Source organism: Vibrio sp. RC586 (assembly GCF_000176715.1).
Lineage (GTDB): Bacteria > Pseudomonadota > Gammaproteobacteria > Enterobacterales > Vibrionaceae > Vibrio.
Map to the genome: position 1 here is coordinate 243,919 of NZ_ADBD01000010.1, position 25,560 is coordinate 269,478.

Annotated in this window: 26 protein-coding genes; 11 read left to right on the forward strand and 15 right to left on the reverse strand. The window is 46.3% G+C overall.

The window, feature by feature from the left end:
• Positions 1-2 precede the first annotated feature (2 nt).
• The 3 genes from VOA_RS06930 to VOA_RS06920 form a co-directional block, all read right to left on the reverse strand.
• The gene (locus tag VOA_RS06930) at positions 3-1,820 is read right to left on the reverse strand and encodes an extracellular solute-binding protein (protein ID WP_000556552.1); all 1,818 of its coding nucleotides are present in this window, start codon (positions 1,818-1,820) and stop codon (positions 3-5) included.
• Positions 1,821-1,990: 170 nt separating this feature from the next.
• Positions 1,991-2,512: an NUDIX hydrolase gene (locus VOA_RS06925; protein ID WP_000803727.1), complete on the reverse strand. Its 522-nt coding sequence runs from the start codon at positions 2,510-2,512 to the stop codon at positions 1,991-1,993.
• A 92-nt stretch (positions 2,513-2,604) separates the two neighbouring features.
• Positions 2,605-3,537, reverse strand: coding sequence for a hypothetical protein (locus VOA_RS06920; RefSeq protein ID WP_000096563.1), 933 nt, complete (start codon positions 3,535-3,537; stop codon positions 2,605-2,607).
• Positions 3,538-3,706: 169 nt separating this feature from the next.
• Between VOA_RS06920 and VOA_RS0118380 the strand changes: the two genes are divergently transcribed.
• A complete protein-coding gene (locus tag VOA_RS0118380; protein WP_001043845.1) occupies positions 3,707-3,961 on the forward strand; it encodes a putative hemolysin in 255 nt (84 codons plus the stop codon).
• A gap of 57 nt (positions 3,962-4,018) precedes the next feature.
• Here VOA_RS0118380 and VOA_RS06915 read toward each other — a convergent pair whose 3' ends face one another.
• The gene (locus tag VOA_RS06915) at positions 4,019-4,879 is read right to left on the reverse strand and encodes a YdcF family protein (protein WP_001271177.1); all 861 of its coding nucleotides are present in this window, start codon (positions 4,877-4,879) and stop codon (positions 4,019-4,021) included.
• A 232-nt stretch (positions 4,880-5,111) separates the two neighbouring features.
• On the opposite strand from VOA_RS06915, the gene VOA_RS06910 reads away from it, so the two are divergent.
• Positions 5,112-6,584 carry a peptide MFS transporter gene (locus tag VOA_RS06910; RefSeq protein WP_009356035.1) on the forward strand — a complete coding sequence of 491 codons (1,473 nt, stop codon included), beginning with the start codon at positions 5,112-5,114 and terminating at the stop codon, positions 6,582-6,584.
• A gap of 62 nt (positions 6,585-6,646) precedes the next feature.
• Here the strand turns inward: VOA_RS06910 and VOA_RS06905 are convergent, their stop codons facing one another.
• The 5 genes from VOA_RS06905 to VOA_RS06885 form a co-directional block, all read right to left on the reverse strand.
• Positions 6,647-7,549, reverse strand: a complete 903-nt coding sequence (locus VOA_RS06905) for a DMT family transporter (RefSeq protein ID WP_000011446.1) — start codon at positions 7,547-7,549, stop codon at positions 6,647-6,649.
• A 70-nt stretch (positions 7,550-7,619) separates the two neighbouring features.
• Positions 7,620-8,324 (reverse strand): phosphonate utilization transcriptional regulator PhnR, encoded by a 705-nt coding sequence (phnR, locus tag VOA_RS06900; RefSeq protein ID WP_001200479.1) that lies wholly within the window; start codon positions 8,322-8,324, stop codon positions 7,620-7,622.
• Between the two features lie 23 nt (positions 8,325-8,347).
• Positions 8,348-10,048, reverse strand: a complete 1,701-nt coding sequence (locus tag VOA_RS06895) for a putative 2-aminoethylphosphonate ABC transporter permease subunit (protein ID WP_000933551.1) — start codon at positions 10,046-10,048, stop codon at positions 8,348-8,350.
• Positions 10,049-10,058: 10 nt separating this feature from the next.
• On the reverse strand, positions 10,059-11,261 hold the full coding sequence (locus VOA_RS06890; protein WP_000211614.1) for a putative 2-aminoethylphosphonate ABC transporter ATP-binding protein: 1,203 nt from the start codon (positions 11,259-11,261) through the stop codon (positions 10,059-10,061).
• Positions 11,262-11,456: 195 nt separating this feature from the next.
• The gene (locus VOA_RS06885) at positions 11,457-12,467 is read right to left on the reverse strand and encodes a putative 2-aminoethylphosphonate ABC transporter substrate-binding protein (protein WP_198006593.1); all 1,011 of its coding nucleotides are present in this window, start codon (positions 12,465-12,467) and stop codon (positions 11,457-11,459) included.
• Positions 12,468-12,706: 239 nt separating this feature from the next.
• Between VOA_RS06885 and phnW the strand changes: the two genes are divergently transcribed.
• The 4 genes from phnW to rnk all read left to right on the forward strand — a co-directional run bounded on the left by phnW (position 12,707) and on the right by rnk (position 16,619).
• A complete protein-coding gene (gene phnW, locus VOA_RS06880) occupies positions 12,707-13,810 on the forward strand; it encodes a 2-aminoethylphosphonate--pyruvate transaminase (RefSeq protein WP_000786478.1) in 1,104 nt (367 codons plus the stop codon).
• A gap of 17 nt (positions 13,811-13,827) precedes the next feature.
• Positions 13,828-15,225, forward strand: a complete 1,398-nt coding sequence (locus VOA_RS06875) for an aspartate aminotransferase family protein (protein ID WP_000803013.1) — start codon at positions 13,828-13,830, stop codon at positions 15,223-15,225.
• Between the two features lie 9 nt (positions 15,226-15,234).
• Entirely contained in the window at positions 15,235-16,047 is an 813-nt protein-coding gene (gene phnX / locus VOA_RS06870; RefSeq protein ID WP_001087834.1) for a phosphonoacetaldehyde hydrolase, read from the forward strand.
• A 164-nt stretch (positions 16,048-16,211) separates the two neighbouring features.
• Positions 16,212-16,619: a nucleoside diphosphate kinase regulator gene (rnk, locus tag VOA_RS06865; RefSeq protein ID WP_001292883.1), complete on the forward strand. Its 408-nt coding sequence runs from the start codon at positions 16,212-16,214 to the stop codon at positions 16,617-16,619.
• A gap of 64 nt (positions 16,620-16,683) precedes the next feature.
• On the opposite strand, the gene yjjG is transcribed toward rnk, so the two are convergent.
• The 4 genes from yjjG to VOA_RS06850 all read right to left on the reverse strand — a co-directional run bounded on the left by yjjG (position 16,684) and on the right by VOA_RS06850 (position 20,095).
• Positions 16,684-17,352, reverse strand: a complete 669-nt coding sequence (gene yjjG, locus VOA_RS06860) for a pyrimidine 5'-nucleotidase (protein ID WP_032468317.1) — start codon at positions 17,350-17,352, stop codon at positions 16,684-16,686.
• 163 nt (positions 17,353-17,515) lie between these two features.
• Entirely contained in the window at positions 17,516-18,442 is a 927-nt protein-coding gene (locus tag VOA_RS06855) for a hypothetical protein (RefSeq protein WP_000262465.1), read from the reverse strand.
• A gap of 2 nt (positions 18,443-18,444) precedes the next feature.
• Positions 18,445-19,551, reverse strand: a complete 1,107-nt coding sequence (locus VOA_RS19610; protein ID WP_001262781.1) for a phage tail-collar fiber domain-containing protein — start codon at positions 19,549-19,551, stop codon at positions 18,445-18,447.
• 1 nt (position 19,552) lies between these two features.
• Entirely contained in the window at positions 19,553-20,095 is a 543-nt protein-coding gene (locus VOA_RS06850; protein WP_232202797.1) for a phage tail protein I, read from the reverse strand.
• A gap of 123 nt (positions 20,096-20,218) precedes the next feature.
• Between VOA_RS06850 and VOA_RS06845 the strand changes: the two genes are divergently transcribed.
• From VOA_RS06845 to VOA_RS0118395, 5 genes are all read left to right on the forward strand, one after another.
• A complete protein-coding gene (locus tag VOA_RS06845; RefSeq protein WP_000102687.1) occupies positions 20,219-20,647 on the forward strand; it encodes a hypothetical protein in 429 nt (142 codons plus the stop codon).
• A gap of 138 nt (positions 20,648-20,785) precedes the next feature.
• Positions 20,786-22,996 (forward strand): hypothetical protein, encoded by a 2,211-nt coding sequence (locus tag VOA_RS06840; protein ID WP_000235839.1) that lies wholly within the window; start codon positions 20,786-20,788, stop codon positions 22,994-22,996.
• Between the two features lie 50 nt (positions 22,997-23,046).
• A complete protein-coding gene (locus VOA_RS06835; RefSeq protein WP_001261962.1) occupies positions 23,047-23,280 on the forward strand; it encodes a DinI-like family protein in 234 nt (77 codons plus the stop codon).
• Positions 23,281-23,338: 58 nt separating this feature from the next.
• On the forward strand, positions 23,339-23,566 hold the full coding sequence (locus VOA_RS0118390; protein ID WP_000057767.1) for a hypothetical protein: 228 nt from the start codon (positions 23,339-23,341) through the stop codon (positions 23,564-23,566).
• Positions 23,567-23,580: 14 nt separating this feature from the next.
• Positions 23,581-23,928, forward strand: coding sequence for a hypothetical protein (locus VOA_RS0118395; protein WP_000876744.1), 348 nt, complete (start codon positions 23,581-23,583; stop codon positions 23,926-23,928).
• Positions 23,929-23,989: 61 nt separating this feature from the next.
• Here the strand turns inward: VOA_RS0118395 and VOA_RS06830 are convergent, their stop codons facing one another.
• Positions 23,990-25,039: a DNA-methyltransferase gene (locus tag VOA_RS06830; RefSeq protein ID WP_000553939.1), complete on the reverse strand. Its 1,050-nt coding sequence runs from the start codon at positions 25,037-25,039 to the stop codon at positions 23,990-23,992.
• Positions 25,040-25,218: 179 nt separating this feature from the next.
• The gene (locus VOA_RS06825; RefSeq protein WP_000955486.1) at positions 25,219-25,422 is read right to left on the reverse strand and encodes a hypothetical protein; all 204 of its coding nucleotides are present in this window, start codon (positions 25,420-25,422) and stop codon (positions 25,219-25,221) included.
• Positions 25,423-25,560: the final 138 nt, after the last annotated feature.

Sequence of the window (25,560 nt, forward strand, 5' to 3'; positions counted from 1 at the left end):
TCCTAACGCCGTTTTTCAGGAAGTCGTGTAGCTTTCTCTTTATCAATCCACCAAGTGTCTAAACCGAGGGAATATTTCGGTAACACACTCGGCCGGCTGAACTTATCCCACATCGCAACGCGATACATACTCAAATGCCATTGGGGAATGATGTAGAAATTCCATTGCAATACACGATCAAGTGCCGAACCCAATGCATGAAGCTTCTCGGCATCTTGTTGGCTTTTGGCTATCTGTTCGGTTAGAGCATCGATAACCGGATTATTCGACCCCGCTGAGTTATAGGTAGAGTCCATATAATGTGAGTTCCATACAATCAGTAGATTAGGGCTTGGATATGGATTTGCACTATAACCTTGCGAAATCATGTCAAAATCTCGATCTCGCAGTCGTTTCGTGTATTGCGTGGTATCCACGGTGCGGATCTTCATCTCAATGCCCATCAATTGCAGATTCTTTTGCAGTGGAATCGCAATTCGCTCTGAAGTTGGGCTGTATATTAGTAGCTCAAAACTTAGGGGTTCACCGGTTTTTACATTGGTCATCACCTTGTTCTTCAACTCCCATCCTGCCGCTTTCAACAAGGCAAAGGCTTCACGCATTTGGCTACGAATCCGTCCACTACCATCGGTTACTGAAGGCTGATAAGACTCAGTGAATACACGCTCAGGCAATTGGTCTTTAAATGGTGATAGCACCGCAAGTTCCGTGGCATTAGGCAACCCTTGAGCTTCATATTCGGTATTTTGAAAATAGCTGCGAGTGCGCTTGTATTGATCGTAAAACAGGTTTTTATTCATCCATTCAAAATCTAACGCATAGTTCAACGCTTCGCGGACGCGCACATCTTGAAACACAGGCCGTTGAGTATTGAAGACAAAGCCTTGCGTAGATGCGGGAGCTTGATGGGCAATCTCTTCTTTTTTGATGAATCCTTGAGCAAAATTGCTGCCTGTATATGAAGTAGCCCAGAATTTGGCCTGGTTCTCTTCCCTGATATCAAATTCCCCAGCTTTAAACGCTTCGAGCATCACAGTGTCATCGCGGTAATAGTCGTACTGAACCTGCTCGAAATTGTTGCGTCCAACATTCACTGGTAGATCTTTTGCCCAATAATCAGGATTTAAGGTATAGGTAACACTTTGACCAGGTTTGAAATGGCTGATTTGATAAGCGCCACTCCCTACGGGTGGTTCATTAAGTGGCTCAGCCAAATTTTTGTCTTTCCAGAAATGTTTCGGTAAAACACGAGTCGATTGTGCCAAGCTAAATAACTGCTCACGGTTTGCTTGCTTCATTTCAATCCGCACGGTCAGATCAGAAATGGCTTTAACCGATTTAACATCTTGGTAATACACTCGGTATTGTGGTACGCCCTCTGTCATGAATTTTTCAAAGGTGAATTCAACATCCTGAGCGGTAATAGGCTGGCCATCGTTGAAACGGGCTTTAGGGTTGAGATCAAGTTCAAGCCAAGTGTAGTCGTCAGAATAACGCACTTTGCTGGCAATCAATGGGTAGTAAGAGTCGATTTCATCAGATGGAGAAAACATCAAGGGATCGTACAACTCTTCCGTATTGGCCGCAGCTACACCACGTGAGGCATAACGGTTGAAATTATCGTACGTCCCCAACTGGCCAAACACCACTTTGCCGTATTTAGGTGCACTAGGGTTGACATAATCAAAGTGGCTGAAATTTTCTGGGTATTTTGCTTCACCGAATCCAACCAACCGAGTCGTTTCAATCACCGCTCCCCAGCTCATCTGACTCGATAAAGCGAGTGTGATCCCTAATGCAATGGGCTTCCAACTGTGCATACCTCTCTCCCTTATTATTCTTGCTACCAATGGTTTAACGCATCATTCATCCCCTTTAACAGGATGCTGATTGGACAACACAAACTATTAATAATTCAGTTACTTGGATAAGTATAGGTAAAAATTGCAAGACGGGGGAAAAGGGGAAGCGGCTTCCCCTAAAGACGTGATCAATGAAGGGTTTTGGCGATTAAACGCAGCAAATACGTTTCACGCTCGATACTCATGCCTTTGCGTGGATCATTGAGCAGGGTTTGCTCGTTATGAGCAATAGCTTCGTGGATGTTCACCCACACGGGTTTCATGCCATTACGTTGCTCGTAGTTTTCAAGCTGGGTTTGACCTAGTTTTTCATCCACCTCACAGCGATAACAGTAAGACACCATATGAATTACATCAGCTTCTTGCTGTTTATGCCAAGGACGAAACTCTTGGTACAAACCAAAAGGCTCAATATTCTGGATATTCTGCGCCCCAGTCTCTTCTTGCAGTTCGCGGATCATGCCCATCAGCACGTCTTCATCGGCTTCAAGCCCACCACCGGGCAGTGAATAATCATGGTAACGTTCTGTATACATTAACAGAATACGCTCACCTCGTACTGCGATGGCTCGTGCGGCTTTACGTTGCACAATACGCTGTTGATTCAGAGGCTTAATATCGGGGTGTATTGCGACATATAACGGTTTCATCGGCTCTCCTTTTCCAACGGTTTCGACCGATACTAACACAGTAAAAAATAGAAGACCCTGATTTATCAGGGTCTATTTGCGCTGCATCAATTTTAACCATCGGCATTGATCTGTTTGATTAAGGCTTGTTCAACGCGATCCGCTTCTTCAATCGCAATTTGGCAAGTCCCTGCCGCCGCATGTCCGCCACCGCCATACTTGAGCATCAATTCTCCGACATTTGTTTTTGAACTGCGATCAAAAATCGATTTGCCCGTTGCAAAGACAATGTTCTGTTTTTGAAACCCCCACATCTTATGAATCGAGATGTTGCACTGGGGATAAAGGGCATAAATGATAAAGCGATTACCAGCATAGATGATCTCTTCTTCGGTAAGATCGAGCAATACCAAATTGTCATGCACTTTACCGCAGCGCTGAATCTGCTCCTTGAACAAGGTTTCATGTTCGCGATACAACTCCACCCTTTCTCTGACATCAGGCAACTGCAATATTTCATCAATCGATGCGTAACTGCAGTGATCGATCAACGCCATCATTAGGTTGTAATTAGAAATGCGAAAGTTACGAAAACGGCCTAATCCGGTGCGAGCATCCATCAGAAAGTTCAACAAATTCCACCCTGTAGAATCGAGCACTTCATCACGGGAAAACTGGGCTGAATCACCTTTATCGACTGCATCCATCATCTCTAGCCACTCAAAAGGAAACGTTTTCTCACCGCCGTAGTAGTCCCACACCACTCGTGCAGCGGATGGAGCATTGGGATTGATAATGTGATTGGGATGGTCCCCTTTGTTTCGAATGGTTTCCGAAACATGATGATCAAATACTAGATGAGCCGAGGAAACAAACGGAAGATTAGTCACGATATCGCGATCGGTGATCGGTATTTTTCCATCTTGCATGTCTTTGGGGTGAACAAATTGGATGTCATCGATCAGCTCAATATTTTTGAGCAAAACTGCACACACCAAACCATCAAAATCACTGCGTGTCACTAATCGATACTTAAGTGATGACATGCTATTCCCCTTCCAAGGCAAAACCCATAACAAAATCTCATTAAAAAGGATGATATTTCGCTTTTTATTAATTGTAGACAGCATCAATCTTTTGACAAATCTGACATATAGCAAAAAACATTTTTTGTAGAATGTGGATATGCAACCCGTAACAAAAAATGGAGAAAGCATGAACAAAACAGCCCTATTACTCACAAGTATCGCTGGTACTCTTCTGCTCACTGGCTGTGCACGTGAAGAAAATAAGTACACCGTAAAGGAGTACACTTCAATGGCAAACCCAGCTTCGGTTTACTGCGTTGAACAAGGTGGGCAATTGGAGATGGTGACGGAGAATGCAGAGCGTGTGACTTACTGCGTAACGAAAGATGGCGAAAAAGTTGAGCAGTGGGAATATTTCCGCCAAAACCACGATAAACAGTAGTCTCATTGTGGAAATTGATTAGGCAGCTTGGCTGCCTTTTTTCATGATTTTCTTGAATTAACGTTTCCACCAGCGTCCATGGCGTTCAAGCTCAGGATCACACAAGCGGTTAAGTAACGTAAGCTGAGTATCGAGAATCGCTAACTCTTCCTGCGCTTTATCTCGATCCGTTAAGTAGGACGATGACTCCACCACGTTTTCAATCAAGGTCAACATGGACTGCATCACAGGATCGCTTATGCATTGATGTAATTGGATGAGCGCAGCTTGAGCAATCTGATAAGGTTGGCAACGCACATCTTCTAACGGTCTTTGGAAAGAACGAGAAACCACTCCCTCAAGGAACACGCGATACGTCGTCAGCTCATCCACCCACAGAAAACGTCTTCCCTGTTCACTATGATGTGGATAAGGAACGGTGAGATGATGATTCAGATCGCGTGAAATATCCAACGTGACTCCTGATCGCAAACAGCGCTGATCCAAGGTTCGTAATAACCCTTGTTCATCCATCAGATGTTGAATTTCGAAAATGCGCTTGAGATGGTAATCGTTAGAAACTAGGGTTAGCGTCAGTTTCGCGCCAGCTTTGAGCTCCCCACTGGCGAGCAATACTTGCGTGACATGCTCAATATTCTCTACCGTGCTGGTCGATTGCTGCTCTAGCAGCACTTTGACTTGTGGAAACGATCTACCGAATTGTTGAATCTGCTGCTCGAAATACTCATACATACATTGCGCTTCAGATACTGACTGCCCTGCCGTAATCCCACCACAAAAAACCACCAGTGCTGATGAATTTTCATGACACTGTAACGCCGAAAGTAACCCATCGACTCTGCTTTTGCCTTCTACTGTAAGCGTATCGCTATTTAAACGTTTACCAAGTACAACCCATATCGGGCAAGCCGCTGACATCGCGCAATCCTTTTCATCCATCTCTAAGAAACTAACTCAAACAGAATTCCATACTTTTGAATGGGATGTAAAGCGAGCCTGAATTATGCACACATAGATTTTCTTCGTGCAGGCAGAAAATGAGTGCATCGTTGTTTTTTTCTGCCATAATCTCGCCCTTATTTTATTAGGTGCTAATGCATGCATTTTATTTAGATAGAAGCACTAGCATTCAACGTAACAGCAGACCGATATGTGGAATAAGCTCAACAAATCAATGATGTTCTGCCAAATGATGTTTGGCCTTTCTTTCTACGGTGTCATGGTTATCTTGACCCGTTTCTTCCTTGAAGATCTTAATTACAGTGAAGCGGACACCATGATGGTCGTTGGCGCATTTTCGTCAATTGGTCCTCTTTTTGCTATAGCAGGCGGCTTTATTGCGGATAAATTTCTCGGCGCGTACCGTTCACTGGCGATTTCCTACCTGACGTTTGCCGTGGGCTATCTGCTGCTCGTGCTCGGCGCATCATCCACTAACGTTCCTTTGAGCTTGGTGGGTATTGCACTGGCTAGCTACGCACGTGGTTTGATGTCTCCATCCTATCCAAGTCTATACAAGCGTACTTTCGCCAGTGAAGAAGACTTTAATAATGGCTATCCGGTCAACTATTCGGTCAACAACGTTGGCGCACTATTGGGGCAATATTTATTCCCAATGCTGGTGTTACTACTGGGTTTTCATGGCAGCTTTGCGCTTTCTGCATTAATGGCAACCTTAGCCACGATCACCATAGTGGTAATGCGTCGTCCGCTGGTTGAAGTGGCGAGTAATAAAGATCAACAACCTGTCAGCGTAGGAAATTGGGTAGCGTTCGCTTTACTTTCAATGGCGATGGTGGGACTGGTTTTCTTCATGTTCTCCAACATGGCAATGGGTCAAAACATCGTGTACGCCATTGGTTTGGCAGCGATTTTCTACTTCATCAGTTTGATGTTTAAAGCCAATCGTGCAGAAGAGTTGAAGATGGGCACGATCTTAATTGTGACTGTGCTAACAACCTGTTTCTTTGTGTATTACGGGCAAATGATGACCTCGATGACCATGGTCACCATCAACACCATGCGTGGTGATCTCTTCGGCATTATCCCTATTGCACCAGAAGCTTCAATGGCGATGAACCCACTGTGGTGCATTGTGGCTGGCCCAGCCATTTCTTACCTGTTTTCGAACTTGGAAAAGCGTGGCATTACCTTCTCTACTGCGACCAAAATTGCGTTTGCGTTTGTACTGACCGCTATTTCGTTCGGCATTCTGACGTTTGCGGTTTCGACTGTCGGGGAAGATGCGATTATCCGCCCTGAAGTGTTTTTGATGATCCACTTCTTCCAAGCCTTTGCTGAGGTTGTGGTGGGCAGCTTAGTGGTTGCGTTTATTTTGTCTGTCGCGCCAAAACAGATCGAGAACTTCTCAGTAAGTCTGTTCTATATTGCCATGGCGCTGAGTGGCATTATCGGTGCGGTATTCTCAACGTCAATCGCGTTGGAAAAAGGTCAAATCATCACCCAACAGATCGTTCAGATTATCTACGGTGACTACTTCAAACTGTTGACCATTCTGGCTGTTGTGATGGTGGGTGTAGCTTTGATTGCATCCGTTGCAATCCGAAAAATGCTGAATTCTGCTGAACAACACGCACCAGAAGTTATGAAATCCAACGTTTAAACAGCAGATTCATTGCCTTTATGAGAAATGGCCTACGGGCCATTTTTTATGCTTGGAGGAAGCTAAGCAAACGCCACAATGAGTCCTGCGACAATGGCGCTAACCCCTAACAGACGAGTGACATACCAGCGCTCACCCAGAAAAGCGATGCCCATAAACAGCCCAAATACGATGCTAGTTTGGCGTAGCGCTACAATAAAGCTCACATTTTCCGTCAAAGTCATCGCATACAGCACCAAGCTGTAAGTGCCTCCCATCATCAAGCCCGCAAGGATCGCGGTGTAACGAATTCGCCACGCTTCTATGAAAGGGGCGCGTTGCCCAGTCAATAAGTACCAAATGGTCAGCGGCAAACACATCGCCCAAAACTGAATCCCCAAATAAAGCACGGCAGAGTAACTGGCTGGTATCTGTAAGCCCACGGTCTGTTCAATGATCGCCAGTGCTTCTTTATCTATGATGGAGTACCCAGCGGTGCCCACCGCCGCCACTAACGCCCATACAATCCCGATGTTGGCATAATCCGTAAAGCGAAATTGGCGGAATTTTTGGAGCGGGATCATCAAGCAGCCAAGTGTGATCAATCCAAATCCCATCCATTGATTAAGGTGCAAATCGTAGCCTAGCAATACGGTACCCGCCCCCACTAACAGCACGGGTAGCCCACGTGCTAAAGGATAAGCAATCCCGATATCCACTTTGCTGTAAGCAAAAGCGAGCCCAAGCATGTACACCATCTGGCTAATCCCACTGATGACCAGCAGCACCCAAAACTGGGTTGGCAGTGTTGACCAACCAATTTGCGCGAAGTACCACAAGATATACGGCGTAAGCAGTAATGATGTGGCTGCCGTTGCCGCCAAGAAGAAAGATGCCCCCGAGCTTTGGTAGCGTTTGCCGATGATGTTCCAACCGGCGTGCAGTAATGCAGAAAACAAGACAATGATGATGGGCACAAAAGACATACGACAACCTTGTCAAAAAAGCCCTGTCATTCCGACAGGGCAAGCAATCTGCCTCTTTCGTGAGGAAGGGTTAACGTTTTAACTCTGCGATGGATTCAATGGTAATGGCATCGTGACGCCAGTATTCAATGTCACAATCAATCAGCTCGCCTTCTTGATTGTAATTAACTCGCTCTACCACCATAGCCGGCGTACCCGATGTAGCGCGTAACGCTTGTGCCATTTCACCCAGTAACGAGCTGGTTGAAATACGGTAGTGGATCGTCTGGTATTGTGTCGAATAATGCTCGCGATACAGATCGGTCAATGATTGCGACAAATCAAAATTGAGCAGGTTCGGAAACAGCTCTGGGCGAACGTAGTTGGTGACATACACCACAGGTCGATTGTCCAGATAACGCACCCGATCTACTCGGTAAACATCGGAAAACGGTTTGAGCTTGAGCAGACGTGTGGCCTGTTTGTTGGCGATCACCGCCTTGGCTGCAATCAGTTCCGTTTTTGGTTGGCGATTTTGTGACAGCGCCATATTGGTGAAATTGAGTGTTTGAGTGGGGTCATAGCGCAAAGGTGCCGGCGAAATAAACCAACCGCGGCGATCTTCGCGATAAATCTTCCCTTCCGCTTCAAGCAGTGAAAGCGCCTCACGCAAAGTGACTCGCGTAGTATCAAATGATTCGGCTAATTTGCGCTCCGCAGGCAGCTTTTGACGTGGCATCAGCATACCCGCATCAATCTGCTCTACGATGGCATCTTTAATTTTTACGTATTGCATTGCTATCCTATTGCTTCTTTCCACTAACGCTTGCGCCATGCTTGCATGCGACCAAACAATCCAAATTCCAACCCGACATGCAGCAGCTTCATCAAACCAGCTGTGAGCATAATCATCACAGCCATCGCCGCGGCCGAACCTGTCTGGCCTGCATCATCCATATTCAGTACCGCAACCGATGCGGGAACGGTATCCGTTGAGTAGAGGAATACTACCGCAGAAGTGGTGGTTAATGCATTAATAAACAGATAGCTAGCGATGTCTAATACCGCAGGCAAGGATACGGGTAATGTCACTTTCCACAGTAAGCGATATTGCGGCAGCTTGATGGAGGCCGCAGTGGCTTCCAGCTCAGGCGGTAACTGCTTGAGTGCGGTAACTGCCGTCATATGCCCTACCGTGTAGTAATGCACTACGGTGTTGATCACCAAAAGCAACATGCCACCATATAGGCCATTGAGCGGATTACTGGCGTGGTTGAAAAAGAAGATATACCCCAAACCCAGTACCAATCCCGGCACTGCCATCGGAATCATGCTCAGCATCTGCATCACCTGACGCAGCGGTGCTAAAATTCGCCCTTTTTCGATACTGTAAGCACCAAGGAAGATCAGCACAGTGCCACACAACGCCGTTAAGCTGGCCAAAGTCAATGAATTGAAATATGGACTCCAACCGTAAGTGCTGGTTTCTGCAAATTGATAGTTTTTGAGTGTCAGTGCCGTATTCCACGGCCAAAAAGTGACGAGCGAGCCATACACCGCCGTTGCTAATACAGCCACTATCGCCACGCAAACCAGTACACAGTAAAGCAAACACAGCCCATCACGCAGTTTATGCGGAGCGGGTTGGTAAGCCACGGAGCGGGTATCAAACAAGCTTTGCTGCTTTTTTTGTACCCAGCGATCCGCAACAAACGCCAATACCGCAGGCAGTAAAAGTACAATACTGGTCACCGCCCCCATGGCAAAGTTTTGCTGCCCAACTACTTGTTTGAAAATGTCGGTTGCTAACACGTTATAGCTGCCACCAATCACTTTCGGCACCCCGAAATCACACACCACCAAAGTAAATACAACGATCAAGGCACTGATCAATCCGTACTTTGCGGAGGGAAGCGTCACAATCAAGAAGGTTTTGATTGGGGAAGTTTTCAGCGCCCTCGCCGCTTCATACAAACGAGCATCCGAAGTGCTGAGCGAGGTGGTGATAATCATCAACGCATGTGGGAACGTCCAAAAAATCAAACCCAGAGCAATGCCTAATCCTCCATAAATGGACTCTCCGCCTAACCACGTTTTGAGCATGCCTTGATTACCAAACAAAAAGATAAGACTGATAGCAGGTAACAACGAAGGCGCCAAAATCGGTGCACTTCCTAGCACTCGGAACAAACTTTTCCCCGGCATGCAGGAACGCGTTAACGCATAGGCGTAACCAAAAGCCAGTAAATCAACCACAGCGGTCACACCGATACCCAACACCAAGGTATTACGCATCGATTGCCAGAGCGCAGTGGAAGCAAAATATTGAGCGAAGTAAGTCAGCCCGACAAATTCACCCTGCGCGTTTTGCACGCTTTTCGCCAACATAGCGACTAAAGGCGCGACAATAAACACCAACATCAGCGATAACAACACCAGCAAAGTGGCAGACAGAATCAGGCTATCACGGCTCCAGCGTGGCAACATTCGCACCGGAAGAGTACGGGTGAGATTCAGCATGTTCCTCTCCTTACGCGGCATACGCGCATGCTGTTGTAACCGCTTGTGTCGTAGACATAACCTTGCGACGGTACGCACGAAGCTGCCCTTCACGCAGTGCCAAATATCGAACATCGCCTGCTTTTAAATTCATGGCGTGCACCTGCGTGATAGGTAAATCGACATACACGGGAGGAGCCAAACGCTCGTTTTGAAACACACATTCGACTCGATAAAACGCGCCAAGAAACTCCAAATGGCGAATGACGACTGGAATGGCATCGTTGTAGCGCGTGACCAGTTCTAGATTTTCTGGGCGAACGGCTAAATCAAATTGCTCACCTTGAGTAGGCGTCAAGTTTTCTATCTTAGGCAGCGCAATCAGTGATTCTGCAATGCGCAACTGATGAGAGGTTGCCATAGATACGGGAATGAAATTCATGGTGCCGACAAACTCCGCCACAAAACGACTCGCGGGTTTTTGGTAAATGTCTTGTGGCGTGCCGACTTGCTCAATGACGCCGTGATTCATGACCACGATACGATCCGCCATGGTTAATGCTTCTTCCTGATCGTGGGTCACCATGATGGTGGTTATTCCCAACTTACGCTGCAATTGGCAAATCTCATCACGCAAGTGAGTTCGCACTTTGGCATCCAATGCAGACAGTGGCTCATCAAGCAGCAATAGCCCAGGAGATAACGCCAAAGCGCGCGCTAATGCCACCCGCTGCTGTTGGCCGCCTGAAAGCTGGCTTGGGTATTTTTGCGCCGAAGTCGCGAGCCCAATGAGTTCCAACCACTGTTCAACTTTTTCTAAGGCATCACGTACCGACATACCTTGATTTCGCAGACCGATGGCAATGTTTTCTTCCACCGTTAAATTAGGAAACAGAGCATAGGATTGAAACACAATGCCGAAATCGCGTTTCTCCGGCGGCAGAAAAGTAATGTCCTGTTGGTTTTGATGAATGGTGCCAGAGGTCGGCAGATCTAAACCCGCAATAGCACGCAATAAAGTGGTTTTACCGCAACCCGACGGGCCAAGAAAGCAGACAAATTCGCCTTGCTCGATCGACAAGCTGATCTCTTTCAAAGCCGTAAATGCGCCAAACTGTTTCACGACATGACGAATATCTAGGTAGCTTTTCTCTGGGGACGGATGTCCAAGGTGTTGTTTTTCAGGGTATTGGCTTTCAAGGTTTTTCTGTTCACGAGGGTTCTGCGTGGTCATAAAAGTCACCCTTAAATTTGGTATAGTCCAAAAATAACGAAGCTTTATTGCAAAGCAGTGACAGTTTTATCGCTAAAGTGTGACCATCTGATGACAGATGAGATACCTATAAAAATGGCTGGCGGTGTAAGGAATGCTGAATTCAGAGGCTGAATGAAAGCAAAGGAGGCCGCAGCCTCCTCTGATGATTTTCTCTTAAGATTTCGGCTCAGATTTTGAATCAAACTTCTCAGACCACGCTTTCAACACGCGGGCACGATCGCTACCCATCTGGTTGAAATCCATCTTCGCCATCACTTTTTCCACATTCGGATAGTTGGCGACTTGTTTGCTGACATCTTGATGGCCAACCACAGGATAGCTTTCAATGTAAAGTTCATTGGCGGCTTTAGAGACAGACCAATCCACCACGCGTTTCGCGGCGTCACTCTCTTTCACTAAACCCACAGCATCCGATTCCCAGCCGATGCCATTAGGCACAATCACATCCAAAGGTGCGCCTTGGGTTTTGAGTTTAGCACCGCGAGTGGCCATAGAGATCCCAATCGCCACCTCTCCCATACCCGCTTGTACACAAGGTTTCGAGCCGGAATGGGTATAGTGCGCCATGTTTTGATCAAGTCGCTGCATATAATCCCACGCTTGCTCTTCCCCCATATTTTGCAACCATGCGGAAACTTGCATGTAGCCAGTGCCTGAAGAAGCAGGGTTTGGCATGGCAATATGCCCCTTATAAATCGGCTTAGTTAAATCTTCCCAGCTTTGGGGTTTGGGCAAGTTCAGCTGTTTGGCTACCGCTTCATTAAAACAGAGCGCATTAAAGAAAGCATAGTTACCATACCAAGCCGGTTGCGATTGCGGATCTTTCATATTGCTGCGCAGTTCGTCGGCACCTTTAGGCGTATAGGGTTTGAGAATACCTTGCTCTTTAAGAAGCGCCATGGATGAACCGGCCAGCCCCCACACCACTTCTGCGCGTGGGTTATTCTTTTCGGCTAACAGCTTCGCCGTCATGATCCCCGTTGAGTCACGTACCCATTTGATCTCAATATCTGGGTTAGCTTTTTCAAATACGTTTTTGTATTTCGCCAACAGATCGGTTTCTAGTGCGGTATAAACCGTGACTTCCTGCGCTGCAAACGCATGAGTCGCCATCAGCGTTGCGATTAGGGTAAGTGTTCCTTTCAATATGACTTTGTTCATCATCATCTCCAATGTAGTTAATTTGGTATGTACCAGAATTATTATTTACCCTAGCGATTCTGTATGACGTTTCGATGAACAAAAATTGGCAATTTGACTAAGTTTGATTCCCTTCTATTACCTATTTTCAGAACGATTAAGTTATGAAACTTTTGTGAAATTACTCGATGGAGGGTTTACCCGTGGCTTTTCTCGTTGTTAGATAATATTGATTTAATGGTATAGTCCAAACGGAGTGATAAATGAAGAACGCGTATCTGTTGCTTACCCCTGGCCCCCTTTCTACGTCGGAGTCAGTACGTGAAGCCATGCTGAAGGATTGGTGCACTTGGGATGATGATTACAATCTCGATATTGTCGAAGTGATTCGCCGCAAACTCGTAATTCTTGCCACAACACAATCCGGATACACCTCAGTATTGATGCAAGGCAGCGGCACCGCTTCCGTAGAAGCAACGATTGGAACCGTGATGTTGCCGACGGATAAGCTGCTCGTGATCGATAATGGGGCTTATGGGGCGCGTATTGCGCAAATCGCGGAGTATCTCAACATTGCTTGTCACGTCATTTCCCCCGGAGAAACCGCACAGCCCAATCTTGAAGAGATCACTCAAGTTCTAACCTCAGATTCCGCAATCACACACGTTGCTGTGGTGCACTGTGAAACCACCACCGGCATGCTCAATCCGATTGCGGAAATCGCCAAACTGGCTAAACAGCGTGGTAAACGGGTGATTCTCGATGCCATGTCGAGTTTTGGCGGCATCCCAATGGATATTGGTGAGATGGACATCGATTTTATGATCAGCTCGGCCAACAAATGCATTCAAGGTGTGCCCGGCTTTGGCTTTGTGATTGCCAAACGTTCTGAACTTGAGCAATGCCAAGGTCGAGCACGCTCACTCACGCTTGATCTCTATGACCAATGGCAGTGTATGGAAAAAAATCGTGGCAAGTGGCGTTTTACCTCCCCAACCCATACGGTTCGTGCTTTCTACCAAGCCTTGTTGGAGTTGGAGAGCGAAGGCGGCATCGCGGCGCGCTATCAGCGTTATCACACCAATCAGCAAAAATTGGTTAACGGTATGCGCACACTCGGCTTTACTCCGCTGCTACCGGAACATCTGCACTCTCCCGTCATCACTTCTTTTTATTCACCCACGGATTCTGATTATCAGTTTGGTGAGTTTTATCAGCGCTTAAAACAGCAAGGCTTTGTGATTTATCCCGGCAAAGTAAGCAACGCAGACTGCTTTCGCATTGGCAACATTGGCGAAGTGTATCCGCAAGATATTGATCGCCTACTCAGCGCGATGCAGCAAGCCATGTACTGGAATCCAGCGTAACGGATCAGGAAAACGTAATGAAACCACTCGATAATCCGTCACCACACAACCCCACGCACTGGCGCAGTGAAGGCGATATCAACACTACCGAGGCACGACAAGCCTGGTTGGCACAATTGGATGATGAAGCGACACAAAAATTGTTACAACGTGACGCTGAGGTATTTCTTCATCAAGCTATGTCCACACCTTGCCTAGATGCGTTAGTCAGTGCGGAAGGCTGTTATTTGCAAGATGTGTCAGGACAACGCTACCTCGATTTTCATGGCAATAATGTGCATCAACTCGGTCATGGTCATCCACAGGTGATCGAAAAAATCACCGAACAAATGCAGATGCTACCTTTCGCGCCGCGCCGCTTTACCCATGAAACCGCGGTTCGCTGCGCGGAGAAACTCATAGAGATTGCCGGTGGCGAACTCAAACGCGTACTGTTTGCTCCCGGCGGTACTTCCGTCATTGGTATGGCGCTCAAATTGGCGCGCCATGTGACGCACAATTTTAAAGTAGTCAGTCTGTGGGATGCTTTTCATGGTGCCTCTTTGGATGCCATTTCTGTCGGTGGCGAAGCTTGTTTTCGCCAAGGCATGGGGCCACTCATGGCAGGTGTGGAACGCATTCCTCCAGCCATCACTTACCGAGGTGCGTTTCCCCGTGAAGACGGCAGCGATGTGCACTACGCCGATTACTTGGAATACGTGATTGAAAAAGAAGGCGGCATCGGCGCATTCATCGCCGAAGCGGTACGTAATACCGATGTACAAGTACCAAGCCGCGCCTATTGGCAGCGGGTGCGGGAGATCTGCGATAAACACAATGTGCTGTTGATCATTGATGACATTCCCAACGGCATGGGGCGCAGCGGCGAGTGGTTTACTCACCAAGCGTTCGGCATAGAGCCTGATATTTTGTGTATCGGCAAAGGTTTGGGGGCTGGACTTATCCCCATCGCGGCCCTACTCACCAAAGAAAAATACAACACCGCCGCGCAGGTTTCTTTGGGTCACTACACCCATGAAAAAAGTCCACTCGGCTGCGCTGCGGCATTAGCCAGCATTGAAGTGATTGAGCAGCAAAATTTACTCGCCAAAGTTCAGGCAGATAGCGTTTATATGCGCCAACGTCTCAATCAAATGCAGCAGCAATTTTCACTGATTAGCGATGTACGCGGTATCGGTTTGCTTTGGGGGATCGAACTAGTGACCGATCGCCACACCAAACAGCGCGCTTACGATGAAGCCGAAGCTGTGCTCTACCACTGTTTACGTCATGGGCTGAGCTTTAAAGTCTCACAAGGCAATGTGATTCAACTCAGTCCGCCTCTAATTATTTCGCGTCAAGAACTGGATCAAGCACTCGATATTTTGCACTCCGTTTTGCTCGCCATCAGCCAGCAAATGGGTTACACACATTAAGGAAAAGTTATGAATTCACCGATTCAAGCCGTTATTTTTGATTGGGCTGGCACCATAGTTGATTTTGGATCCTTTGCGCCGACCTCGATTTTTGTTGAAGCTTTCAAGCATGGCTTTGATTTTGAGATTAGCCTTGCGGAAGCGCGCGAGCCGATGGGACTGGGCAAATGGCAACACATTCAAGCTGTAGGAAAACTCCCCAGTGTTGCGCAGCGTTGGCAAAAGCAATTTGGTCGCCCAATGAACTCGAACGATATTGATGCGATTTACGCGGCCTTTATGCCATTGCAAATCGCCAAAGTCGCCGATCACGCCGCACCGATTCCCCACTCGCTTGAAGTGGTTGAGCAAATCCGATCACGCGGGATCAAAATCGGATCTTGCTCTGGTTATCCACGCCAAGTGATGGATGTGTTGATTGCTGCGGCTGCCGATTACGGTTATCGTCCCGATTATGTGGTTGCCACTGATGATTTACCACAAGGTGGCCGCCCCGCCCCTTTTATGGCACTGAAAAATGTGATTGAGCTTGGCGTGACCGATGTACGCGCTTGCGTAAAAGTCGATGATGCCCTGCCCGGCATCGAGGAAGGTCATAATGCGGGGATGTGGACGGTCGGTTTACTGCTGTCAGGAAACGAAGCTGGGTTAACCCTTGAAGAGTATCAACATGCTGATGCTCAAACGCTGCAAGTGGCGCGCGAACGTGCACAAGCCAAACTGCAACAGGCAAAACCGCATTATTTGATCGATACGGTTGCAAACTTGCCTGCCGTGCTCGCGCAAATTGAGCAAAGATTATTAGCCGGTGAACAACCTTAACTAGCCGCTTCGTTTATGAGCCATCTTCAATTCCATGCAAAAAACTGGTTACATACTAAGGGCTTGAAATCTTCTGCTATGCGAGCTATGGTTAGTCCGACAACTTAACAAAACTGATTGATACCGCCCTGTTTTCAGGGCGGTATTTATTTTGGAGGAATAAAATGTCTGAACTCAATACTATCGTGGTGTCCACTCGCGATATGGACAGAATCAGCCAGTTGATGGATAACCTAGCCACCTTGTCGCCAGAGTTAGAAAAACTGGAAGAAGAGTTGGATCGTGCGACTGTGCTCGAACCTGAAGATATGCCAGAGAATGTCGTCACCATGAATTCTACGGTGCGCTTTAAATTCTCAGGCAGCGATGAAGTAATGGAAAAAACCTTGGTTTACCCAAACGATGTAAAAAGCAGCGCTGACGTATCGATTTTTGCCCCTGTGGGTAGTGCGTTACTTGGCCTTGCTGTGGGTCAACAACTGGCTTGGCCTATGCCGGGCGGCGCGTTGAAAACCCTCGAAATCATCGACATAGTCTATCAACCTGAACGCGCTGGCGAATTCCACCGTTAATCAGGTATCCGGTGCAAAGTGATTCACTTTGCACCAGGAGCGCCTTGCCTTCCTTCTCATGGCATTACGCCAATAAGATCTCTCTCAGCTCATGCAGTGAAGCCACTTCATAATGTGGAATGATCCCTTCAGGTTGCGGATGCTGATGTACGTTTAACCAGCAAGTCTCAATTCCAAAGTTCAAGCCACCTAAAATATCGGAATGTGGATTATCCCCCACCATCAGCACTCGGCTTTTTGTAGGGTTCCCCATTCGCTCCAATGCATGGGCAAAAATACCCGCATCGGGTTTAGCAATCCCGACTTCCTCGGAAATCACAATGTGATCAAAAAAGTCTGTCATGCCTGTTTTAGCCAACCTTACATCTTGTAGCTCAGTAAAACCGTTAGTGATAATACCCAAGCGCGCTTTACCGTGTAGCGCCTGCATCAGCTCCATGGCACCTGGTAGCAAGGTGCAAATATCCGCCATAGCTTGCAAAAATGCACTGTTGAGCTCTGCCGTTGTGGTATCCAGCTTTTCTGCCCAGCCAGCAAAGCGCGTATGCTTCAACTGCGCGGCGGTAATATCGCCGTTTTGGTAATCCACCCACAGCGGTTTATTCACTTCTTGGTATTGGTGAAAATCTTGTTCGGTAAACTCCACGCCTTTACGCGCGAACATCAGCTGCATCCCTTTAAAAGCATCGAAATGAAACAAGGTCTCGTCAGCGTCAAATAAGATCCATGACAACGACGAACGAGTCTTAAAACATTCTGATTTTTATAGTTAAAACATTTTTGATGCGAAATTACCCGAAATAAAGCGGGATTAAGCGAAACAAAAAGAGGGATAAATGATTATTGTTAGTGAGTAACAAAAAAAAAGAAAGGCGCTGCATTTTGCGCCTTCGTTTTTACAGAGAATCAAGCATAGACAAATCAGGCCGATCTCCGAATGGAAAATCAGAACGGTCAGGATAGTCACTTAAAGATTTTCGTACTTCGAGTAATTTTAGATAATCCTCTTTAGTCCTGATTGGTGACGTTCTCAGCTCTATTGGATAGCTCTGGTCTTTCTCATACTGATCGATACGACTTAATATTTTGTGTAGCTTTGCATCACGCCACTGTTTCTCCTCGGCCGCTTTAAGTGGGCGGTGACGTTCGATGTCATATTGCCACTGCCCATCCAACCATGAATCATATGAATCTGGCTCCATCAGCGTATGTGTCGCGGGTAACTCTCCGAGTTCATCGATCACATAACTTTCGCCATTATCTCGGTCGATGGCGTAGGCCACTTCCCCTCGGTGATCAAGAAACTGTTGCCATTGCCCATTGATAAGCTTCAGTGAATGTTGTTCTGATAACGGCTCTGGGGGCGCAATGAATGTGCACTTTTCCGGTAACTCAAAGTTGTAGTCTGATACTTTGAATTCGTTTCCGTATTCGTCATAAAACGATTGGCCAATAAGAATGTCGTAAATATGCCATTGTTTATCTTTATGCAGCACTGTTTGGGTTTGTGTGTCGTATTCTGGTGGTTTTTCAACAATTGCCCAATCAGGAAAATCACCATCAGGCTTATCAATAATAAAGCTCTGTCCATGCTGATTGAAATATTCATCCCATGTACGGTTTTGAATTTCATCAGACCACGTATCAGTTTCACGATCGTAGCGTGCAATCATACCGGTTTGCGATGGTGTATAGATACTTTGAGTAAAATCAGAACCCAACGCGGTACCTTTAACTACATGTTCTAATGTGTTTTCAATCCACCATCCCTCATGAGAAATGCGAGAGACTTCTACAGTTTGAGAAACAGAAAAATACACCATTGCTAACCCATCCTTACAATCCAGTTAAATTTAATATTCTTAATAGTGTTTTCGGTTGCACCAAAAAGAGCGATAGCGATGGAGTGAGCATGGGAGCCGATCGCCACAGAGTGATAGTGATTCCCTTCAGTTGTGGTATATCGGTAGCCGTAACTAGCATGGGCTGTATCTAAATAGGGGCCATTAGGACCGTTTGATGTACCAGCAGGATAACCGTGGGCATGGTTTCCTGTTGTGTTAGTATTTCTAGAACCTAAATCTGTACTGCTGACAGTTGAATTTGGGTAACCGTGCTGTTTAACTTGGTCTGCTTCATAACTGAGTATAATTTCGCCTTCTTTCTTACCTACAACCGCCATTCCTCGCAGATCTTTAAGTATCCCATCTGGATAAAGTTTCGCTAGTTCAGGGTTGGCCACTTTATCGAAGGCTTGTCCTTTGTGAATAGCAAACCCTTCTGGCGCGATATCACTGGGCCAAGGAAGTGGGACTCCAACAGGACAAATTTTAGCCGCTAGTTTTAACCAAAGGTTACTGACAAGTTTGTCTATCACATGGGTAACATCGAGCGCATAGAGAAATTTCTTTACAGTTAAGAACGTATCGTCATTAGTCCCAGCATCAACCAATGCATTGGTTGCAACTTTAGCAATACCCATCTCAAACTCTGTGGCCTGAGGGTAAATGGGAGTTACTTCAAGCGTGACAGCAGAGGCATTGTATAAATTTACAGAGCATTCAATTTCAAGTTGTATGTAATTGGGTCCAATGTCGGGAACTAGGCTTGGTGTGTATGAGCTGTATACGATAAGATCACCATCGCTATCATATAGGCCAAATTCTAATACTGACTTGTTCGCAAATTGTGTGCTATCCACGTAGACGAGAGCATTAATCCAACTCTCCGTGGTATTACCATCATTGATCGCCTGACGTCCAAACTCATTCACCAACTCAGTGAACGAGGAGTTAGGTTTGACATACACAAGGTTTGAATCACCGAGTGCCATTTCACTGATGACCACCTTCCCCCCTGCTAGATAGGCAGCCTCTAGCTTTGCCATGCCTATGTCTGTGACGACTGCTGCTTTTAAAGGTTCATTTGCCATATTAATCCATAAGAGTAACGGTAATGCGCTTGCGGCTGCGAACGCGAACACCGGCATATAAGCCACCTTGACTCACTGGGTTACGAACAATCATGTTCCAGTGCTGAGAGCCTTGCTTGTTACTCTCAACCAGTGTGACCACATTCTCGTAATCCTTTTGAGTCAAACCACCTTGCTCTTGAGTTGCCTCAATTAAAAAGGTGCCTTTGGGTCCTTGAGGGTTCATCTGATGCCACACGGTAAGCTTTGGGCCGAATCCGGTTAGCTCCAGTGCTCGCTCTACAGCCCAAATGGTTCCTTTGTACTTGTAGAGTGTCAGAGCCTCTTTAACGATTGTCCGTTTTCTTTCAACGATCCAATCATCATCCCAAGTATCAACACGAAACCACCAAGCTAACCACGGCAGATATGACTCGTGCACATGGTCAATATCAAGCGCCTGCAACCCTTTAATGGCAGAGCGAAGCTCGTTCATTTCCTCGGTAGTCAGACGGCTTAATGTTCTTAGCCTGATATCTTGCTTTAAGATTTTGGGAAGCATCATCACCTCTCGTTTATCCAGTGATGGTAGGATACCCCGCATCGAGAACTTAATTTCCGTTCGGCAGATGGCAGGTTTATAAAAAGACACAATGCAGGCCATGAATCACTCACATCGAGACAAGTCATGAGTACTGAAAATCAAACTACAAACACCATTGAAACCACCTTGAAACCGGAAGCTAAGGTTTTCACTTTGGAAGACATTGCACGAGCTATGATGGAATTTGAACTCTGTATTTTGAATACCCCAATCCAGTTTGGTGGCATGGAGCTCAATTGTGCGAAACGGGTTCGTAAAGCGCTGGTGAAAGACCGAATTGAAGCGGTGCGCTTCACCAAAGAGCAATACTGGTTTGAGTCAAATGATGCCATCACCGCGCACATTGCATCGAGCATTCTGGTGTTTGGTGAGCACACTGATGAGAAGCGAGATGAACACGGAAAGCTTACGAATATAAGCATGAAAGGTGAAGTTGTCGTTCCTGTCGACATGCTCATCAACCTACCGTACGAAGAGCACATCAATCTGGCTCACTTGATGGGAAAGAGCTAAACCTCGCTCGAATCAAATCGAAAATCTTTGACCAATCCTTTCATTTGCTGACGCATAAGAAAATAGGCATTGCATCCGTTGGAGAGCTAATGAATGCCGATTGGGCGCAATACAACTATTTCATAGAGGTCTTTAATCATGGCAACAAGTAATAACAGTGGCTACGCATTAGAACTCATTGTTGGGGTTAAAGACGCCTTTACGCAGCAGTCAAAGAAGATTGAGAATGAGTCGAAAAAGCTGGAGCGAGAGTTTAAGCAGCTACAGAAAACCACCACTGATATCGATGCATTTAAGAAAGCCGAAAACGCTCTGAAGGAATTGAATCAGCAAGAAACCAAAAACAAAAAAGCAATAACAGCCCAAGAGCGTGAGCTGGAGCGGCTTGGGCGAACACTTAAAAATACGGGCGTCGATGTTAATAACATCGCTCAGGAAGAAAGACGCCTGCAAGCCGAAATCCAAAAAACAAACCAAGGACTAAAGCAACAAGGAAGCGCTCTACAGAATATAGAGAAGATAGGCACAATTGCTGGCGGTGCAATGGCTTCAGCAGGACTTGCTTGGGCAGGTAATGATAAATCTCGAAATGAGCGCCTTTTGGCGGCTCGCAGTAGCTATTCGCTTGAGGAGGTACAATCGGCTTCACAGCGTCAATTCCGTACAGACTTAATTCGCATGTATGGCGCAGACCAAGAAAGCATATTTGCGGCTCAAGCGTTAGCGAAGCAGCAAAACTTAGGCGAAGAAGACACTCAAGCACTAACGAAAGCTACCATCCAGTTGCAAAAGATCTTCCCCGATTACTCATCACCAGAAACCGTTCGCGCCCTTGCCAACATTTCAAAAGGCTTTGGCATCAGTATTGAGGAAGCGGCGAATAAACTCTACGCCACCAGCGCAATGGTTGGTGATGCCAACGGGGATTTACTCGATACCTTTGCGGAGTATTCACCGCTACTTGGTGACAAAATATCGTTTGATCAGTTTGCAGCTTCCATCGTTCGAGCGCGTCAAGCTGGCGTTTGGAACACTGATAAGGTTGGAGACTCATTCAAAGAGTCATTCATGGCTCGTTTCAGTGATAAGGATGAGTTTGCCAAGTTGGTTGGTGAAGGTGATAAAGCAGGAACAGTTGATGCGATTGAGAATGTAGACCTACGAAACCGAATCAAAGAAGCAGCTTACCGAGTTCGCAATGACGTGGCAACTGGAGCCGCTCCTGGTAATAGCTATGCGGCACTGTTGACTCTTGTAAACAGTGCCAGCCAAACAGATGCCGCCGCAGTTAAACCCATTCTTGAGGCCATTGGTGGCACCATTATGTCTGAGGATATTGGCACCAAAGGTTTAAGTGCGATGCAACAAGGCATGCATGAAGGAGCAAAGGTATTTGAAGGTGCGGATTCGCTGGATAATGCAGCCAAAAGCGTATCAACGTCGATAGATAAGGCGACACAGTCGTTTAATTCAATGACAGATACAGTGTCTAACAGTGCTGCTAACTTGATTGATAAATTTAATGGCTTAGGTGATGCAGTTTCCAATGCTACTAGCTCCGCAACTGGAGCGATGAATGATAACTCTGGTTTAGGTTATGCTGGCCTTGTTGGCTCTATTGGTTTAGCTGGGTTTGGGGGGTTACTTGCTACGCGAATGGGTAAAGGCCTTTTCAATAAAATCCTCGGTACCGCAATCGGGTCTCAAGGTGGTTTCAAACCTGCCAGTATGTTTAGTGGGTTATTTACCAAGTCTGCTGCCGAGCCTGTGGCAAACGTTGCCAAAGGTCCTAGCTTTTGGTCTACGGTAGGCCAAAAGGCATTGGGTGGTGGTGAAGGTGTACTCAAAAAGCTTCCTGTTATTGGTACAGCGCTCAACGCTGCATCCATAGGAATGAGTGCAATGGATGGAGATACAGAAGGCGTTTGGCGCAGTATTGGCTCGACCGTAGGCGGTGGGCTTGGTGGACTGGCTGGTGCCTTGTTTGGTGGTGTGGGAGCTCTCCCTGGAACAATAGGTGGCTCAATTGCAGGTGATGAAATCGCAGGCTGGCTGTATGACGTTTTCAATGGTGGAGACGATAAGGTTAACCAGCAAGCCGTTGCCCAAGTTGAACAAACCGTACAGTCAGCAAGCGCACAATCCAGAGCCATCATCACTCAACCACCAGAGACCGTTGAGGTCAGTTTTGCTCCCGTCATTCAGATTGAAGCAACCAGTACCGAACCGGATGTGATGGCTCAAACTTTAGTGGCAGCACTGCGTGATATGACCCCACAACTCAAACAAGCCCTTCACGATGTGATGGATGACTTATGGAAAGATATGGATCATGTTGACCTCGGCTAAAAATAATAATACTGTTTATTTATACAGTTTAATTTAAAGCAAGGTTTGTTATGCGTGTTGAAATGATCGTTAAAGCGGATGGTTTACCAAAAGACAAGTTCTCTTTGATTGAACCAGAAATCCAAAGACGCTTGTCAGTAATTGATCCCGATGTCCGAGTTCGTATCCGCAAGGGTGAAAATAATCACCTTGAGATTATGGACAAGAGTAAAGACAACCGGGAGAAAGCTCACGAGATTTTGGAAGAGATGTTCAACGAAGCGGACGAATGGCTGTACAACTAGAAACCAGAAATGATGAATTGTCTAATGGTTATCTCATATTGAGTTAAGGGAAAATTAAATGGCACAAAAAACAACGTTACTATCAGAACACGGTTGCAGTCTTGTTCTTGTCAAAGAGCTTGACGCCAATGGGATGGTAATATCTATCTCATACAAAGTGATTGATGCCGATGGCAATATAAAATTTTATCCTAGCAAAGCTGCGGCTAAGGCAGCATATGCGAATAGGGTTTACGAAGCAGAACAACGCTTAGGTATTTCAAACTCACCAAGTATGGGCATGTGATTTTCAGGGGAATTATGAAATACAACAATGAACTGTATCGTAACCTAGTTGATACATTGTCTGAGTTTATTGATCACACATGTAATGGTAAACACGCAACGGATACCAGCCGAGATGTATTTTGCCATCTGGCCATACTGAGTGAAGTGATTGAACACGATTCAATGAAAACGGCCGATTTAATTGGTCGATGCATTAACCTGATTTCTGTTGGTAGTCACTTGATGTGCCGTTTGGAACCGTCATATATTGGATCAGATACACACCAACTTTGCTGTACCGTTATCAAGCATCTGAGTGAGTTATGCGAAGTGCAGGAATATCAGGTTTCGTATTGGCTAAAATATGCCAGTGGCAATTAGATGGCTATTGAAGGCAAAAAGGCGCAATCAAGCGCCTTTTCTTTTAAGTTGCGGACTAACATTAAATATTTTTCATCGACGCCAACGCTTGTTCAAACGTTTCCTCTTCCATTTCAATACCGATAAAACATCGATTCAAACTCAGACAAGCTTTGCCTGTTGAACCACTTCCCATGAACGCGTCGAGTACCACATCGTTTTCGCGACTGCTGACGGAGATAATATGTTGCAGCAAGTCTTGCGGTTTCTCACAAGGATGTTTGCCAGGATAATATTGCACAGGAGCAAACTGCCATACATCCGTATAAGGCACTTCACTGGTGACAGAGAACGGGCGGCGTAGGTGTTCGTATTGAGCTTTTAGATCATCGTATTCCAAAACCAAACTCTGATAGCTATTTTTTAAGGCATCATACTCTTCTACCAGTTCGCCATGCGCCTTGGCCAACCGTCCTTTTTTATTGGCAAAGAGCTGTTGGAGTTTCTGGTACTGCTCTTTGCTTGGTAATGTCCACTGGCTTTCACTAAACCAGTGTGAACACATTTGTGTTCCTGTTGCTTCATTGATGTCTTTTGCTGTCACGCCGAGCTGTTGACGAGCCTTAATAAAATAATCCATCAACGGTTTAAACACATGTTTCTTTAGCTCGCTACACTGAGAAGCGTAACCTGAGCAGCTTTTCGCATACCCTTCAGCATTATAATGACCAGCAAACAAGATACGCTCGGTTGCCGGAAAGAACATACGTAAGTCAGGCTTGTGCATTCTACGCCATGGGCCTGAAGGTTTCGCCCAAATGATATGGTTAAACACTTCAAAGCGGTTTCTGATTAGGATCTCGGTGTCACTGGCAAGCTTTGAGCCACAAAACAGGTAAAGGCTTCCTGAAGGTTTGAGCACTCGCCAGAACTCGAGGAGCACTTCATCTAGCCATGCTAGGAATGAAGCAACATCTGGCCACTGGTTATCCCAAGCATTACGTTTAACTTGGAAGTATGGTGGGTCGGTTAAAATCAGATCCACTGAATTATCTTCAAGTTTTTTAAGGTAGGTTAAGCAATCGGCATGAATAAGAGTTGCACGGCCATCGTGCAGAGTGTGTTGGTGCATTCTAATCTCCTGTTAGCAAGAGCCTTGAACACAAAGAGCGAGTGAAGCCGCCAGCCATAACGAATTAAAGCTGGCGGCGTTTTGCTGCTTCCTCTCCAATTCCTTAATTAAAAGGCTCTGGGTCTCAGGTACTCAAGGCATCAAAACACCAAGAGAGTCTATCACCATTGGTACTGTCATTATATACAGTTGTTGGTGTTTTTGATCAGGTGTTGTAAATCGGCGAATGGCGCTTGTGCGAGCTGCTCCAGTACGAAAGCAATATGATGTTCACTGTATTCGGGGTGTTGTGCGGCAATGATGTGTAGTTTTACCGCGCCATAACGCGAATAGGTTGTGATCGTTTGTACAAGCTTTTGTGCCTCAGGTGCAATTGTTAACATGTTGTATCCCCAGCAATAAACGAGATCACGACACTAACTCTGGCACACCATACCATCCAGTCTTATTTATTAAGGAGAGATAAAAAAGTGAGCAGCGGGCAAATTTTTGCCTGTCGAATTTTAAGGTTATCATGCGGA

Bases quoted from the DNA above. Each gene is read 5' to 3' on its own strand.
- VOA_RS06930 (WP_000556552.1), bottom strand. From the start codon at position 1,820: ATGCACAGTTGGAAGCCCATTGCATTAGGGATCACACTCGCTTTATCG.
- VOA_RS06925 (WP_000803727.1), bottom strand. From the start codon at position 2,512: ATGAAACCGTTATATGTCGCAATACACCCCGATATTAAGCCTCTGAAT.
- VOA_RS06920 (WP_000096563.1), bottom strand. From the start codon at position 3,537: ATGTCATCACTTAAGTATCGATTAGTGACACGCAGTGATTTTGATGGT.
- VOA_RS0118380 (WP_001043845.1), top strand. From the start codon at position 3,707: ATGAACAAAACAGCCCTATTACTCACAAGTATCGCTGGTACTCTTCTG.
- VOA_RS06915 (WP_001271177.1), bottom strand. From the start codon at position 4,879: ATGTCAGCGGCTTGCCCGATATGGGTTGTACTTGGTAAACGTTTAAAT.
- VOA_RS06910 (WP_009356035.1), top strand. From the start codon at position 5,112: ATGTGGAATAAGCTCAACAAATCAATGATGTTCTGCCAAATGATGTTT.
- VOA_RS06905 (WP_000011446.1), bottom strand. From the start codon at position 7,549: ATGTCTTTTGTGCCCATCATCATTGTCTTGTTTTCTGCATTACTGCAC.
- phnR (WP_001200479.1), bottom strand. From the start codon at position 8,324: ATGCAATACGTAAAAATTAAAGATGCCATCGTAGAGCAGATTGATGCG.
- VOA_RS06895 (WP_000933551.1), bottom strand. From the start codon at position 10,048: ATGCTGAATCTCACCCGTACTCTTCCGGTGCGAATGTTGCCACGCTGG.
- VOA_RS06890 (WP_000211614.1), bottom strand. From the start codon at position 11,261: ATGACCACGCAGAACCCTCGTGAACAGAAAAACCTTGAAAGCCAATAC.
- VOA_RS06885 (WP_198006593.1), bottom strand. From the start codon at position 12,467: ATGATGAACAAAGTCATATTGAAAGGAACACTTACCCTAATCGCAACG.
- phnW (WP_000786478.1), top strand. From the start codon at position 12,707: ATGAAGAACGCGTATCTGTTGCTTACCCCTGGCCCCCTTTCTACGTCG.
- VOA_RS06875 (WP_000803013.1), top strand. From the start codon at position 13,828: ATGAAACCACTCGATAATCCGTCACCACACAACCCCACGCACTGGCGC.
- phnX (WP_001087834.1), top strand. From the start codon at position 15,235: ATGAATTCACCGATTCAAGCCGTTATTTTTGATTGGGCTGGCACCATA.
- rnk (WP_001292883.1), top strand. From the start codon at position 16,212: ATGTCTGAACTCAATACTATCGTGGTGTCCACTCGCGATATGGACAGA.
- VOA_RS06855 (WP_000262465.1), bottom strand. From the start codon at position 18,442: ATGGTGTATTTTTCTGTTTCTCAAACTGTAGAAGTCTCTCGCATTTCT.
- VOA_RS19610 (WP_001262781.1), bottom strand. From the start codon at position 19,551: ATGGCAAATGAACCTTTAAAAGCAGCAGTCGTCACAGACATAGGCATG.
- VOA_RS06850 (WP_232202797.1), bottom strand. From the start codon at position 20,095: ATGATGCTTCCCAAAATCTTAAAGCAAGATATCAGGCTAAGAACATTA.
- VOA_RS06845 (WP_000102687.1), top strand. From the start codon at position 20,219: ATGAGTACTGAAAATCAAACTACAAACACCATTGAAACCACCTTGAAA.
- VOA_RS06840 (WP_000235839.1), top strand. From the start codon at position 20,786: ATGGCAACAAGTAATAACAGTGGCTACGCATTAGAACTCATTGTTGGG.
- VOA_RS06835 (WP_001261962.1), top strand. From the start codon at position 23,047: ATGCGTGTTGAAATGATCGTTAAAGCGGATGGTTTACCAAAAGACAAG.
- VOA_RS0118390 (WP_000057767.1), top strand. From the start codon at position 23,339: ATGGCACAAAAAACAACGTTACTATCAGAACACGGTTGCAGTCTTGTT.
- VOA_RS0118395 (WP_000876744.1), top strand. From the start codon at position 23,581: ATGAAATACAACAATGAACTGTATCGTAACCTAGTTGATACATTGTCT.
- VOA_RS06830 (WP_000553939.1), bottom strand. From the start codon at position 25,039: ATGCACCAACACACTCTGCACGATGGCCGTGCAACTCTTATTCATGCC.
- VOA_RS06825 (WP_000955486.1), bottom strand. From the start codon at position 25,422: ATGTTAACAATTGCACCTGAGGCACAAAAGCTTGTACAAACGATCACA.